The organism is Pseudomonas sp. 05L36 (assembly GCF_056398125.1).
In genome coordinates this window covers 1-13702 of sequence record NZ_JBFTOU010000046.1, presented here as the reverse complement: position 1 = coordinate 13702, position 13702 = coordinate 1, and the positions used below count along the sequence as shown (strand labels likewise).

At 56.9% G+C, this 13702-nt stretch carries 12 protein-coding genes and 2 pseudogenes; 8 read left to right on the top strand and 6 right to left on the bottom strand.

From position 1 onward, the window contains the following. Entirely contained in the window at positions 1-1074 is a 1074-nt protein-coding gene (locus AC1DKH_RS28900) for a threonine aldolase family protein (RefSeq protein WP_477800052.1), read from the top strand. A gap of 621 nt (positions 1075-1695) precedes the next feature. Here AC1DKH_RS28900 and AC1DKH_RS28895 read toward each other — a convergent pair. Then, entirely contained in the window at positions 1696-2136 is a 441-nt protein-coding gene (locus AC1DKH_RS28895; protein WP_477800051.1) for a DoxX family protein, read from the bottom strand. A 195-nt stretch (positions 2137-2331) separates the two neighbouring features. Between AC1DKH_RS28895 and AC1DKH_RS28890 the strand changes: the two genes are divergently transcribed. Next, the gene (locus AC1DKH_RS28890; protein ID WP_477800050.1) at positions 2332-3249 is read left to right on the top strand and encodes a LysR family transcriptional regulator; all 918 of its coding nucleotides are present in this window, start codon (positions 2332-2334) and stop codon (positions 3247-3249) included. Positions 3250-3266: 17 nt separating this feature from the next. Here the strand turns inward: AC1DKH_RS28890 and AC1DKH_RS28885 are convergent, their stop codons facing one another. After that, on the bottom strand, positions 3267-3725 hold the full coding sequence (locus AC1DKH_RS28885) for a winged helix-turn-helix transcriptional regulator (RefSeq protein WP_477800049.1): 459 nt from the start codon (positions 3723-3725) through the stop codon (positions 3267-3269). A 135-nt stretch (positions 3726-3860) separates the two neighbouring features. Between AC1DKH_RS28885 and AC1DKH_RS28880 the strand changes: the two genes are divergently transcribed. Then, positions 3861-5093, top strand: coding sequence for an MFS transporter (locus AC1DKH_RS28880; protein ID WP_477800048.1), 1233 nt, complete (start codon positions 3861-3863; stop codon positions 5091-5093). Between the two features lie 306 nt (positions 5094-5399). Continuing rightward, positions 5400-6029 (top strand): LysE family translocator, encoded by a 630-nt coding sequence (locus tag AC1DKH_RS28875; protein WP_477755264.1) that lies wholly within the window; start codon positions 5400-5402, stop codon positions 6027-6029. A 20-nt stretch (positions 6030-6049) separates the two neighbouring features. Here AC1DKH_RS28875 and AC1DKH_RS28870 read toward each other — a convergent pair. The 3 genes and pseudogenes from AC1DKH_RS28870 to AC1DKH_RS28860 form a co-directional block, all read right to left on the bottom strand. Next, positions 6050-6692: pseudogene (locus AC1DKH_RS28870) on the bottom strand (GlxA family transcriptional regulator); the annotation flags it as partial. 27 nt (positions 6693-6719) lie between these two features. Then, a complete protein-coding gene (locus AC1DKH_RS28865) occupies positions 6720-7361 on the bottom strand; it encodes a LysE family translocator (RefSeq protein ID WP_477800047.1) in 642 nt (213 codons plus the stop codon). 58 nt (positions 7362-7419) lie between these two features. After that, positions 7420-8196: pseudogene (locus AC1DKH_RS28860) on the bottom strand (transposase); the annotation flags it as partial. 171 nt (positions 8197-8367) lie between these two features. Between AC1DKH_RS28860 and AC1DKH_RS28855 the strand changes: the two are divergent. Continuing rightward, positions 8368-9108 (top strand): NAD-dependent epimerase/dehydratase family protein, encoded by a 741-nt coding sequence (locus AC1DKH_RS28855; RefSeq protein WP_477755263.1) that lies wholly within the window; start codon positions 8368-8370, stop codon positions 9106-9108. 130 nt (positions 9109-9238) lie between these two features. Here the strand turns inward: AC1DKH_RS28855 and AC1DKH_RS28850 are convergent, their stop codons facing one another. Then, positions 9239-10153, bottom strand: coding sequence for a LysR family transcriptional regulator (locus AC1DKH_RS28850; protein ID WP_477755262.1), 915 nt, complete (start codon positions 10151-10153; stop codon positions 9239-9241). Positions 10154-10388: 235 nt separating this feature from the next. On the opposite strand from AC1DKH_RS28850, the gene AC1DKH_RS28845 reads away from it, so the two are divergent. From AC1DKH_RS28845 to AC1DKH_RS28835, 3 genes are read left to right on the top strand one after another with little or no spacing between them, the layout of a single operon-like run. Next, positions 10389-11564, top strand: coding sequence for a M20 aminoacylase family protein (locus AC1DKH_RS28845; protein WP_477800046.1), 1176 nt, complete (start codon positions 10389-10391; stop codon positions 11562-11564). A gap of 46 nt (positions 11565-11610) precedes the next feature. Continuing rightward, positions 11611-12390 carry an ABC transporter substrate-binding protein gene (locus AC1DKH_RS28840; protein WP_477765253.1) on the top strand — a complete coding sequence of 260 codons (780 nt, stop codon included), beginning with the start codon at positions 11611-11613 and terminating at the stop codon, positions 12388-12390. A 10-nt stretch (positions 12391-12400) separates the two neighbouring features. Beyond that, entirely contained in the window at positions 12401-13261 is an 861-nt protein-coding gene (locus tag AC1DKH_RS28835; RefSeq protein ID WP_477755259.1) for a phytanoyl-CoA dioxygenase family protein, read from the top strand. Positions 13262-13702 lie beyond the last annotated feature (441 nt).

Genomic DNA, 13702 nt, shown 5'->3' with positions numbered 1-13702 from the left:
ATGATGAACGGTGAGACAAACAGACCGCCCGCGCTGGGGTTTTCAAGTGACAACATCGCTGGCGCATCGCCGGAGGTGGCACAAGCCATCGTGAAACACAGCACGGGCCAGGCGAGCCCCTATGGAACAGACGCGTTGACGGCGCAGGTCCAGCGTAAGTTCTGCGAGATCTTCGAGCGTGACGTGGAGGTCTTTCTCGTGCCCACCGGCACCGCCGCCAACGCCCTGTGCCTGAGCGCAATGACGCCCCCCTGGGGCAACATCTATGGCCATCCGGCCAGTCATATCAACAACGATGAATGCGGCGCGCCGGAGTTCTTTTCCAACGGTGCGAAGCTGATGACCGTCGACGGCCCGGCGGCCAAGCTGGACATCGTCCGCCTGCGCGAGCGGACTCGCGAAAAAGTCGGCGACGTACACACGACCCAGCCCGCCTGCGTCAGCATCACTCAGGCCACCGAAGTCGGCAGCATCTACACCCTGGACGAAATCGCAGCCATCGGTGACGTCTGCAAGTCATCTTCCCTGGGATTGCATATGGATGGCTCCCGATTTGCCAACGCCCTGGTGTCGCTTGGTTGCTCCCCGGCCGAGATGACGTGGAAGGCAGGCGTGGATGCCCTGTCGTTTGGAGCCACGAAGAATGGTGCACTGGCGGCGGAAGCCATCGTCCTGTTCAACACCTCGCTCGCAGCCGAAATGAATTACCGGCGCAAGCGCGCAGGCCATCTCTTTTCCAAGATGCGTTTCCTTTCGGCGCAAATCGACGCGTACCTGACCGACGACCTCTGGCTGCGCAATGCACGCCAGGCCAACGCTGCGGCCCAGCGCCTGGCGCAGGGACTTGCCGGCCTGAGCGGCGTTGAAATGCTCGGTGGCACTGAGGCGAACATCCTGTTCTGTCGTCTGGACTCGGCAATCATCGAAGCACTGCTCAAGGCCGGGTTCGGCTTCTACCATGATCGCTGGGGACCCAACATCGTTCGCTTTGTCACCTCGTTCGCCACCACCGCCGAGGATGTCGATCACCTGTTGAATCAGGTGCGGCGAGCGCTTGATCGGGTACACGAGTAACGGGTAGCAAAGCTACGCATTTCCCAGACGTAAAACTTCAGGTTCTTCACGCAATCCCGGGAAGAACCAAAAAAACGTGGGCACGCTCCCTTGTAGGAGCTGCGGTGCGGCGATGGTCGATAACGATAACGCGTGTGGACCGGATAAACGCGGCGTACTTGAGTCCATCGCCGGCAAGCCGGCTCCTACAGTTCCCCGGGAAGTCACTTCATTTTCGACCAGGACGCGGTCTGTTGTAGGAGCTGGCTTGCCAGCGAAGGTCGTTAACGATAACGCGAGTAAACTGGATAAACGCGGTGCACTTGAGTCCATCGCCGGCAAGCCGGCTCCTACAGCTCCCCGGGAAGTCACTTCATTTTCGACCAGGACGCGGTTTGTTGTAGGAGCTGGCTTGCCAGCGAAGGTCGTTAACGATAACGCGTATTTTCTGTCTAAACGCGGCGGTCTTGAGTCCATCGCGAGCAAGCTCGCTCCTACAGTTTCCCGGAATTCCGTGAAGAACCAAACTTCAGGACTGCCGTATTTGTACAAACATATGGCATTCATGGAGGTCTCGACTTTTGAAAAGGAAGGGAGAAAAGCATTGCGCTGCGAGGGACCAGCCTTCGCAGCGCGGGGGGATCAACGACGGCGCGCGTCGAGGCTGAAGCGACCGGCACCAAAGGCCACGACCTGCAGCAGGCCACCGGCCATCGCGATGTTCTTGAAGAAGTGGATGAACTGGTTCTGATCGCCCAGTGCGTTATGGAACGCCAGTGCGGTAAACACGCTGAACACTGCCAGGACGGCGGCAACGGTGCGGGTGCGATAACCGGCGATCAATGCCAGGCCACCGCCGATCTCGACAATGATCGCCAGCGCCAATGCCAATTGTGGAAGCGGAAGCCCGACCGAGCTGATGTAACCGACCATCATGGCCGGAGCTGCCAGTTTCGAAAAACCGGAAAGGATGAAGATTGCGCTGAGCAGTGCGCGGCCGATCAACGAGGCCGAGGCTTGTGTCACGTCGGAACGGCTCTGTTCAGAGGTGGTTGTTTGAGCGATGTTTGCCGAAGTCGTCATGGGGTATTTCCTTGAATTGGGTGCGATTCGACAGGAACCGCCCGGGTGAGGAAATATTGCTCTTCGTCAGCTAATCTGAATAGCCGACTAATTTAGATCATTAGATTCGATAAATTAGAAAAGTAGACCTACGTAACCGGCAAAGGAGTTCAATCGTGCAACTTGCCAAGCGACGTCTGATTCAAGGAAACAGACATGATCTCTGACCCGGGAACACCGACACTGGACCAACTGCGCGTGTTCCTGACGGTCGTGGAAGTCGGCAGTTTTGCGGCGGCCGCCAGAAAACTGCACCGCGCCACTTCGGTCATCAGCTACTCGATCGCCAACCTTGAAATGCAGCTCGGTGTGTCGCTATTCGACCGCCAGACAACCCGCAAACCCCAGCTCACCGATGCCGGTCGCACCGTGTTGGCCGAAGCCAGGACCATTGCCAACGGCATCCATGGACTACGCGCCAAGGTCAAAGGCTTGCTTCAGGGGCTCGAAGCCGAAGTCCACGTGGTGCTCGATGTCATGCTGCCCCCCGAGCGCGTGGTGGATGCACTCAAATCCTTTCGCGAAGAGTTCCCTACGGTTGCCCTGCACTTGCATATGGAAGCGCTCGGCGCCGTCACCGCCCTGGTGATCAACGGTGGCGCAATCATCGGCGTCAGTGGCCCGATGAACGAGGGCATCGACGGTATCGAAAGAATTGGCGTCGGCAGCGTCGAGTTGATTCCGGTGGCGGCACCGAATCATCCACTGGCATCAAGCGACAGCAATGTTCCGGGCGCCGGGCGAGAGTTCACGCAACTGGTGCTGTCCGACCGCTCGCTGCTGACCAAGGACAAGGATTTCGCCCTCCTCAGTAACCGCACCTGGCGCCTGGCGGACCTGGGCGCCAAGCACATGCTGCTGCGTGAAGGTATTGGCTGGGGGAACATGCCCCGTCCGATGGTCGAGGAAGACCTGCAGGCCGGTCGGCTGGTACGTCTGAACTTGCCGGAATACCAGAGCGGGATTTATGCCTTTGACGTCATTTACCGCACGGATCTGCCACCGGGACCGGCCGCGAGATGGCTGATTGAGCGATTCATTCGACAAAGCTCAGCGCAGGAGGCATCCGCTTGAGGGTGTCACTTGTCGATTCACGACTCGTCGGCGACCACTCTCACTCTGTGGCAGTCAGACGGCCCAAGTTTTTGACCGCTCGAGGAGCGAACTTCAATCGGCATCAGGGACTGGCCGAACGTATTGTCCAACAACACAGAACGCGTCTCTTCCCGCGTGAACAGGAAGCGTTCGCCCCACTGCCTCATGCTGACCACAACCGGAAAGATCTCCCGTCCTTTCTCTGTCAGGACGTACTCCTTGTAGGCACTGCCATCCGAAGCAGGTTGAACGTCGAATACACCGACCTCAACCAGGGTTTTCAGGCGCGATGCCAGGATGTTTTTGGCCACCCCCAGGCTTTTCTGGAATTCGCTGAATCGGCGAATGCCGTCAAACGCATCGCGAATGATCATGAGCGACCATCGATCCCCAATGGCTTCCAGTGTTCGTGCTACCGGACATTCGCTGCTGTGCGATGAAGCGTCTTCGACCATCGTGTTTACCTTTTGGATAAGGACTGCCAAGCCTGTCGTTCAATCTTGAGCAATGTGGTTGCAATTTGAAACCTGATCCAGCAACAATGGAATCCGGTTTTTAATTGAAACCAGCTTAACGCCACGGAGGCTCATGTGACAGCAGATACCGACTCAGCCACCCAGCCTTTCGTCACGCAGGCTTCGGGGCTTTCTCCGTCACTCACGTTTTTATTTTCGGTCACCTGCGCGCTGGCAGTCGCCAACGTTTATTTCGCACAACCCTTACTCGACTCAATGGCTCAGAGCCTGGGTGTGGCCTCATCCATGATCGGCTTTGTAGTGACGGCTACCCAGGTCGGTTACGCGCTGGGGTTGCTGTTCATCGTCCCGCTGGGTGACTTGTTAAACCGTAAAGGGCTGATTCTGACTCAAGTGCTGCTGTCTGCGATTGCGCTGGCGGGGGTCGGCGCAGCACAGCAATGGTTGGCCCTGTTGGGGGCCATGATCGTTGTGGGTTTGCTGGCAGTGATGGTTCAAGTGCTGGTGGCCTATGCCGCCGTGCTGGCAACGCCGTCACAACGTGGCCAGGCCGTGGGAACCGTCACCAGTGGCATTGTCCTGGGCATACTTCTGGCGCGATTCACCTCCGGGCTGATCGCCGATCTGGCGGGCTGGCGCGCCGTGTATTTCGTTTCCTCGGGATTGATGCTGACCCTCGCGGCAGTGTTCTGGAAAGTCTTGCCTTGCGCAGTGACGCCACGCAGTCGATACACCTACCCGGCACTCATCCGGTCGCTCTTCACGCTGTTCATGACCGAACCGGTCTTGCGCATCAGGGGCCTGCTGGCCTTGCTGATCTTTGCCGCTTTTTCCGTGCTCTGGACATCCATGGTGCTGCCGTTGAGCGCCCCACCGCTGTCGCTTTCACACACGGTCATCGGCCTGTTTGGCCTGGCTGGCGTCGCCGGTGCCCTGGCTGCCAGAAGATCCGGTCGCTGGGCCGATCAAGGTATGGGGCAACGCGTTACGGGCATTTCGCTGGCGATCCTGACGCTGTCCTGGTTGCCCATCGCCTTTGCACAGTCGTCACTGATCGCCCTGGTTTGCGGGGTGCTTTTGCTCGACTTCGCGGTGCAAGCCGTACACGTCACCAACCAGAGCCTGATTTTCGCGGCACGACCCGACGCGCAAAGTCGCATGGTCGGTGCCTACATGTGCTTTTACTCGGTGGGCAGTGCACTGGGCGCTGCCGCCGCGACGCAGGTTTATGCGCTATGGGGCTGGATAGCCGTCAGCCTGCTGGGCGCCTCGATCAGCGCGACTGCCCTGGTGCTGTGGTTTTTCACGTTGCAATTGTCAACGATCCATCAAGGAAGATCCGTATGAAAACCCGACACCTATTGCTCGCCATTTCGATGACGGCCATATGGCGCGTGAATTTCTCGGCGATCGACCCGCTCATGCTTGCCGGTATTCGGACTGCCCGGTTCTGTCACGATTTTCAATGAGAGCCTGTCGCTCAATAAAATCATTGCAGTTGTTCTTATCGTCTCGGGTCTTGGCGTCGGTTTGTACGAACATTACTTTTCCCTCTCCAAACCAGACTGTTGCGGCCAAATCCATCCGCACTGTATCTGCTCCTGCCTATCTACTACTGGTTAGCATGACTCCTCACTCACGGACTTATGCCCTATGCCGGATACCACTGACCTTTATCTGTTCATTGTTGCCGCCTTGCTGTTGTTGATCGTTCCTGGCCCTAACATGGCCATCGTCAGCAGCCATGCTGTTGCTCATGGATGGCGCGCCGGCCTCGCCGCTGCGCTAGGAATAACCCTGGCTGACGTGCTGATGACCATCATGGTTAGCGCAGGCCTCGGTGCGTTAGTGATGAGTTGGGCGCCGGCGTTTGACTTGCTGCGCTGGGCCGGCGCTGGTTATCTGATGTGGCTGGCGTGGCAGGCATTGAAGACTCCTTCTACGGATACTCAGTCTCAAGCTACACAGGCCTCGATGAGAAAGATCTTTGCCCAAGCCACGCTCAACAGCTTGTTAAACCCCAAGGCGCTGTTGTTTTTCATGGTGTTTCTGCCGCAGTTCGTCACCGCAGGTACCGGTACTGTCACCTCGCAATTGATGTTCTTGGGGTTATTGCTTGCACTTATCGCATTGATCTTTCATGCCCTACTCGGATTTTGTGCCGGACAGCTGCATATGCGCCTTCGCGAAGGCATGATCTCCAAACGCCTGGGAGCCTATAGCTTCGCTGCGGTTATGACAGCGCTGGCGGCACGTTTGCTTCTACTTAATCGACCACTTTAAAAGGAGCGAGACATATCGGCTTAACGCAATTGCCGGGGTGTTGCGTTAAGCATTTTTTTTCATCAATCGCCGCAAAGATGTGGCATCCCGGTATCCGACGCGTTCGGCAATGGTATCGACCGAGTATTTACTGTTTGCCAGCAACTCCCGGGCTTTATTGGCCTGGACACTCTGGATCAGCCGCAACGGGCTGTAGCCGGTAGCCTTGTGTATGTGTCGAGACAACGTTCGCTCTGACAAGCCAAAGTCGAATGCGAGCGTACTGACGTTGATGGTCGCCGGTAGTGAGGCTTCGATATGAGCCGTCAGCTTTGCGATCAATTCATTTCCCTGAGCCATCATTGCCGGAACCATGAAGGGCGATTGCAGCTGTCGGCCGTCTATCAGTAGCGTTCGTGCAACGGCATTTGCCAATGCCGGGGAGAAATGGCTGCGTAGAAGTTGCAGCATCAGATCGCTGTGACCTGACGCTGCGCCTGCGGTAAGCAACGGGGGATCGGAGATCACCATGCGGTCGGCATCTACCTGGCACTCCGACGCCCACTGCTGGAGCAAGGGCGCCATCCACCAGGAAGTGGTAACACAGCGCCCAGCGAGCACGTTCGCAGCCTGCAACACGAATACCGCAGAACATGATGCGGCTACGTTACCACCAGCCCGCAGTTACCGGAGTTACAAGCCCGACTCCCCTTACGCCGCCTGCCGCCGCATGGTCAGAATGGCAGCACCGAAACCGATGAATGTCGACCCCACCACCCGGCTAACCCAGCGGGACAGCGCAGGCCGGGTCAGCACACCCTTGGCCCGCGAGGCGAGCGCGGCATAGAGGCTCAGGGACGACACCGACAATGCCATGAAGATCGAGGTGAGGATCAGAAATTGCGGCAGCAATGCCGTGCTCTGATCGATGAACTGCGGAAACAGCGCGGTGAAGAACATCGTCGCCTTGGGGTTGGTCACCGCCGTCAGGAAGGCCGATTTGTACAGCTTGGAGCGAGTCGGCCGGCTTTTCTTCAAGTTATCCTGAATCCCGTCCGGGAGCATCGGGCCCTTTTTGAACAATTGTCTGATGCCCAGGTAGAACAAATAACCGGCACCGATGATTTTCACCGCGTTGAACAACCATTCGGAACTGGCGAGCAGCGCCCCCAGCCCCAGCATGGCAGCGGACGACAGGCAGAACAGGCCACTGGCGTTGCCGAGCGATGACCATACGGCGCTGCGCTGCCCATGGGCCAGGCTATTGTTGATCGCCATCAAGGTCGCAGGCCCTGGGCTGGCGATAGCAATCGCGGCGACCAAGGTAAAAGTCAGAATCGAGTGAGAATCCATTTTCAAAGCTCGTGGTGGTGAGGGCTGGCATATTACAGGAGCGAGCGGGACAACAAGTTAAGTGGTGCTGCGTATCGACCGCTGTCTGCACGTTGTAGCCGACGATTCCCGTGCCGCGCGTCATCATGGAGCGGACGTCTGGATCCGTCAGTGAGAACTGTTTATCCGGCGATTCATTGAGCTGGATTTCGATCGCCTGAAGCTCCTTCATTTGAGTTTTGAGCTTGGCGATTTTCTCTTCCAGCCGCATGGCACTGGGCTCTGAAGCTGTGGGTTCTTGCCGATCGGCAGCATCGAGTGCCGTCAGGTAACGGTTGATACTCGATTCGATTTCTTCCATTCGCCGCTTCAGTTTGGCGCTGGTGAAATTGCGGTCGCGACTGTTGACTGGCTTGAACTTACTGCCGTCGATGGCGACCAGATTTTCTCCGAATAGTCCCAACTGCTGACACAGCACGACGAACTGGCGACAGACGCCCCGGATGGCCTTGCTGTTGTCTTTTCGGAAGTCAGCGATGGTCTTGAAGTCGGGCATCAACCGCCCGGTCAGCCACATCAGCTCGACGTTGCGTTGGGCTTCTCGCTCCAAACGTCGGCTCGACTGGATGCGGTTGAGATAACCGTAAATGTAGATCTTCAGCAGGATCGCTGGGTGGTAAGCAGGCCGGCCTGTGTCGGCTGGGATAGCACCGTCAAAACCCAAGGAGACCAGCTCGAGTTCATCGACAAAGACGTCGACTACGCGCACCGGGTTGGTATCGCTGATGTAGTCGTCGAGACTCTCGGGAAGTAAGGTGCCTTGGCCTCGATGTTCACCTTGGATAAAGCGCTTCATGGGCGATCCCTGCGATGTAATCCTCAGAAATCATAGCAAGGGTTCGCGAAGGCGTTTTACACACTCTGGGCCAGAAGCGGACGTGTTGACGCTTGTTACTCTCATTGGAGGTTGTCAACCGACCACGACGCTGGGAAGCTACAGTGACGTTTACCATAAGGACATGCTGAAATGAACGCGCGAAAAATTTTAGTCACAGGTGCTGCGGGCCGAATCGGCAGCGCTTTTTGGAAAGCGCACTACGATAAATCAGATTTGCGTTTAGCCGACATGGATGTATCAACACTTCCGCAATCGGCACAACGTTTTGCTCTCGACATCAGCGTTCAAGCCAGTTGCCTTGAAGCTTGCGAAGGCATACATACAGTGATTCATCTAGCTGCTGACCCTCGCCCAGACGCCGATTTCATGACCTCCCTGCTCCCTGTGAATATTGTGGGCACCTACAACATGCTATTCGCCGCAAAGGCTCAAGGCTGCGAGCGCTTTATATTTGCGAGCAGCGCTCAGGCTATCGAAGGTTATCCAGAGGATGTCCAGATACATGAATGTATGGCACCTAAGCCAGGCAATCTATACGGGGTCAGCAAAGCGTTCGGGGAAGCGCTGGCTTCGATGTATGCAAACGATGGTCAAATGACAACAATCGCAGTCCGTATTGCAAACGTAGCTATATTTCACCAAGGGGAAAACCACAGTCACAGGGATGTAGCTGCTTTTATTAGTATCAGGGATGTTGTCGCACTACTTAGAAATTGCGTCGAGGCCGAGCTGAGCGGATTTCATGTTATCCACGGGGTCTCAGATAACAGATATAAGCGACTTTCTATCGAGAAGACCAGAAAAGTTGTGGGGTACGCCCCCCTTGATGATGGATTTGAGATTCTGGAAGGACACGCTCAACCTGACTGAGCACCAGTAACTTCCTCTTCAACTGACTACGTCAAGAACGGCCAATTGATCTGGCAGGAGTTGGCCAGGAACAGGCAGTGACGTATGACCATGAAACCAGTGACGTTCCACTCAGTTTCGATAACAGCTCTCAGACCAACAAATCGACGGTCTGCAACATGCGCCGATAAGGAGATTGCGCATGCCCCATCTCCAGGTGAATGGTTTCGATCAGACACTCCAGAAACCGCTCGGCCGCCGGCCGCAGGGGCTGCCCGCTTCGGCTGATGGCGCCAACCGAGGCACTGCCGACCGGCTCGCGCAGAGGCAAGGCGCACAAGCCTTCGCGCTGAGCACATATCTCCACCAGCGGCCAGGGAAAGATGCTTAACATGTCGGTTTCACGCAGCAGGCTCAAGATGATCGAGAGCGAATGGGCGAAATGCACATGCCCCTGCGTCGAAATCGTTCCATCTTGTTGCGAGGCCAGTATCCAGTCAGCCGACGCCAGATCCTCCATGGTCCTGCTGTTCGACAACGGGTGTTGCTGACGGGCCACCACCGCACAATCAGCCGTGAACAGCGGCAGATAGGTCAGGTCGGTGCTGGAAAACCGGGTATCAAGCCGTCCGATAAACAGATCGACGCTCGCATCCCGCAGCAGCGGACACGCGACCGATGAAAGCCCCTCATACAATTCAAGTTGTACCTTTGGAAACAGCTGGCGAAAACGCACGACGGATTTTGGCATGAGCGTCATCGCCAACCAGGGTGTCACGGCAACCGACAAGCACCCCTCCAGTTCCCCCTTGCAATCAGGCAATACCTGACGGGCGCTGACCATCTGTGCCACCAGCAGACGTGCCTGAATCAACAACTTTTTGCCGAGCTCGGTAAACACAATCCCTGAGGTATTACGGATCAGCAATTGTGTGGCGGTGTCTGCCTCCAGCTTCTGGATGGCCTTGGTGACCGCTGCCGGCGAAGTGTCGAGCCTTTTTGCAGCGCCGCGGATGCTGCCCGCGTCGGCCACCGCCACGAGTGCATTGAGTTGATAGAACTTCATAGTGTCCGCCGGTGTTAACCCTGGGTTGCCTTGTTCACTTTCGATTGCCTGTCAGCTGCTGCCTTGGCCCACTACTCTCGGACCAACACCACCTGGGCTTCGAACCTCACCAAAAGACCGTACCAGAAAAAGCCCCGGCACTTTGATGAAACGCATGATGCCGTAAGCCATCGTCGATTGTGGCCCTTGCGACAGATTGGTTTCTCCTCTTGGTCACCAAGGAAAAACACTGCCAATGACACAGTCCATCACGCTGTTAAAAGAGATTGAGCAGGAAATGCGCGAACTGCGCCACCAGATCCATGCCAACCCTGAACTCGGTTATCAGGAGGTCGAGACTAGTGAGCTGGTAGCCGAACGATTGATCAAATGGGGTTATGACGTGACGCGCGGCTTCGCCGAAACCGCGGTCATCGCCACGCTGAAAAAAGGCACCAGTTCGCGTGTGATCGGCATACGGGCTGACATGGACGCACTGCCTATTCTGGAAAAAACCGGGCTCCCCTACGCAAGCCGGATACCGGGCAAGATGCACGCGTGTGGCCATGACGGGCATACGGTCATGCTCCTCGCCGCCGCCTACGCCCTCGCCCATGGCCATCCGTTCGATGGCACCGTCCGCCTGATTTTCCAGCCGGCCGAAGAAGGTCTGGCCGGCGCCCGACGAATGATTCAGGAAGGCGTGCTGCAACAGTTCCCCTGCGATGCAGTGTTCGCAGCACACAACATGCCAGGCTACCCTGTCGGAAAACTCGGGTTCCGAGCCGGCCCCTTCATGGCCTCCGCCGACCAGGTCAATGTCACGATTCACGGAAAAGGCGGTCATGGCGCGATGCCGCATCTGAGCGTCGACCCCGTGGTGGTCTGCGCAAGCATCATCATGGCCTTGCAGACAATCGTCTCGCGCAACACTTCACCTCAGGAAATGAGCGTTATCACCGTCGGGGCCATTAACGCAGGCAAGGCGTCCAACGTGATCCCGGACAGCGCGCACATGCTGATTTCCGTCCGCTCACTGAACAACGCCGTCCGGGACCGCCTGGAGCGCCAGATAAAACACCTCATTCACGCCCAGGCGCAGGCATTCGGCGCGACCGCCGACATCGACTACAGTGCCGACTACCCGTTGCTGGTGAATGACGAAGAAATGACCCGGTTTGCCAGTCAGGTGGCCATCGACTGGCTCGGTGAGGACGAGGTGATGAACGACATCGTGCCCTTCAATGGCAGCGAGGATTTCGCCTACTTCCTGCAGCAATGCCCTGGCAGCTATCTGATCATCGGCAATGGCGACGGTGAAAAGAGCTGCATGGCTCACGACCCTCGCTACGACTTCAATGACGACATCCTGATTCGGGGCGCTGGCTATTGGGTCAAGTTGACTGAGGCCTTCTTGCCACTCAACGCTTGAGCAAAGACCTGCCAAAACGTGAAAACCAATAAAAAATGAGGTCATCATGCAACTACGCAAACTTCAATACATCACTCTGCTGTTCGGGCTGATCATCACCCCGCTATCGCAGGCAGAACCGGTGATCAGATTCGGCGTCGACCCTAGCTACCCACCTTTCGAGCAAAAGCAGCCAGATGGCTCATTGAGTGGTTTTGATATCGATCTGGGCAATGCCCTTTGTGCCGAGTTGCGGGTCAAGTGTATTTGGGTCGAGCAGACCTTCGACAGCATGATCCCGGCGTTAAAGGCGAAAAAATTTGACGCCATCCTGTCTGCATTCAGCGCCACCGAGCCACGTCGCCAGCAGGTCGATTTCAGCCACAAAATCTACACCGCGCCGTCTTCTCTCGTTGCCAGAAAAGACTCCGGATTGCTGCCGACGGCAGAATCATTGAAGGGCAAGTCGGTTGGGGTGGTTCAAGGCTCGCTGCATGAAAGCTATGCCAAGTCGCAATGGGGCCACCAAGGCGTCAATATCCTTACCTACCAAACCCAGGACCAGGTGTTTTCAGACCTCATCACCGGACGCCTGGATGCATCGTTCCAGGCCTCGGTACAAGCCGACATCGGATTACTGCAAAAGCCTCAGGGCCAGGGCTTTGCCTTCGCCGGTGAGCCCATCACCGACAAAAGCATCATTGGCGATGGCGTCGCTATCGGTGTCCGAAAAAACGAGCCTGATCTCAGAGAGCAGCTGAACACGGCCATTGCCAGCATTCGCCAATCAGGCCAATACGACCAGATCGCGAAGCAGTACTTCAACTTCGATATTTACGGCGAATGAGGCAATCCCCATGAACGAAATGACGCAACGCGGTGAATCTCGTTTTGCCATCCCCGTCAGCGACGAGACTGTACGTGCCTTTCAAACTGATGGTGCAGTGTGCATCCGTAATGCGTTTACTGCGCAGCAAATCAGCGAACTAACGCTAGGCATCGAGCGCAACCTTGCCCATCCCAGCCCTCGCGCAAAAGTGGCGAGCTGCCCTACGGACCCGGGATGGTTCTTCGAGGACTTTTGTAACTGGCAAGAGAATGCACACTATCGCGACTTCATCTTCAACTCCGCCATCGCCCCCATCGCGGCCGCCCTGCTGAACAGCCAACGGGTGCGCCTGCACCATGATCACTTGCTGGTGAAAGAGCCCAATACGCGCCAACGCACACCTTGGCACCAGGACCAGCCTTACTACAACATCACGGGGTCGGACACCGTGAGTTTCTGGATTCCAGTTGACCCCGTGCCCAGGGAATCGACCCTCGAGTTCATCGCCGGCTCACACAAAGGCCCTTGGTTGATGCCTCGGTCCTTCATGGACAGCCAGGCCAAATGGTTTTCCGAGGGAACATTGGGCGAGCTACCGGATATTGAAAGCCATCGCGAGGACTTTCCCATTCTCGGATGGACGTTGTCGCCGGGGGACATGGTGTGTTTCAACATGTTGACCTTGCATGCCTCTGCTGGCGTGGGCGGGCATAACCGTCGCCGCGCGTTTTCAGTGAGGGTCATAGGCGATGACGTGCGGCATGCGCCGAGACCTTGGGCCACCTCCCCCGACTTTCCTGGGCTTAAAGATGCTCTGGCATCAGATGTACCTATGGAGCACGAGCTTTTTCCGACACTCTGGCATCGAGAAAGCAGAATGTCCGAGTGATAGTTTAATGATGCAGGATGGCTCAAAAAAGTTCTTCACGGAATTCCGGGGAACACATATAACGAAATATCTGTAGGGGCTGCCGAAGGTTCGGGCCGCGTTCGGACGATCTTTTTGATCTTRATCTTCAGCAATCTCCAGATCGCAAAAGCAAGATCAAAAGATCGCAGCCTCCGGCAGCTCCTACAGGGGAACGCGTGCACCACCAAACAACGAGGTCGAGCGTTAGCTCGCCTCGCGGTGCTGTTGCGGTGCACGCCCCCTCGWGAGGCCGAGCGCAGGTTCTGCGCAGTGGGCAACCCGGCATGGATGCCGGGTTAGCCGCGCACGGCCATGGATGGCCGATCGCGGCGGGCCCACGGAGCAGGACCGGAGCGAGGGCATGCCGAGCCTGGGCGAGGCACCGAACGTCAGGGGCAAGAGCCCTTGGTTACTTGGGGC

Coding starts and splice junctions, on each gene's coding strand:
- AC1DKH_RS28900 (WP_477800052.1), top strand. CDS start 1: ATGATGAACGGTGAGACAAACAGACCGCCCGCGCTGGGGTTTTCAAGT.
- AC1DKH_RS28895 (WP_477800051.1), bottom strand. CDS start 2,136: ATGACGACTTCGGCAAACATCGCTCAAACAACCACCTCTGAACAGAGC.
- AC1DKH_RS28890 (WP_477800050.1), top strand. CDS start 2,332: ATGATCTCTGACCCGGGAACACCGACACTGGACCAACTGCGCGTGTTC.
- AC1DKH_RS28885 (WP_477800049.1), bottom strand. CDS start 3,725: ATGGTCGAAGACGCTTCATCGCACAGCAGCGAATGTCCGGTAGCACGA.
- AC1DKH_RS28875 (WP_477755264.1), top strand. CDS start 5,400: ATGCCGGATACCACTGACCTTTATCTGTTCATTGTTGCCGCCTTGCTG.
- AC1DKH_RS28865 (WP_477800047.1), bottom strand. CDS start 7,361: ATGGATTCTCACTCGATTCTGACTTTTACCTTGGTCGCCGCGATTGCT.
- AC1DKH_RS28855 (WP_477755263.1), top strand. CDS start 8,368: ATGAACGCGCGAAAAATTTTAGTCACAGGTGCTGCGGGCCGAATCGGC.
- AC1DKH_RS28850 (WP_477755262.1), bottom strand. CDS start 10,153: ATGAAGTTCTATCAACTCAATGCACTCGTGGCGGTGGCCGACGCGGGC.
- AC1DKH_RS28845 (WP_477800046.1), top strand. CDS start 10,389: ATGACACAGTCCATCACGCTGTTAAAAGAGATTGAGCAGGAAATGCGC.
- AC1DKH_RS28840 (WP_477765253.1), top strand. CDS start 11,611: ATGCAACTACGCAAACTTCAATACATCACTCTGCTGTTCGGGCTGATC.
- AC1DKH_RS28835 (WP_477755259.1), top strand. CDS start 12,401: ATGAACGAAATGACGCAACGCGGTGAATCTCGTTTTGCCATCCCCGTC.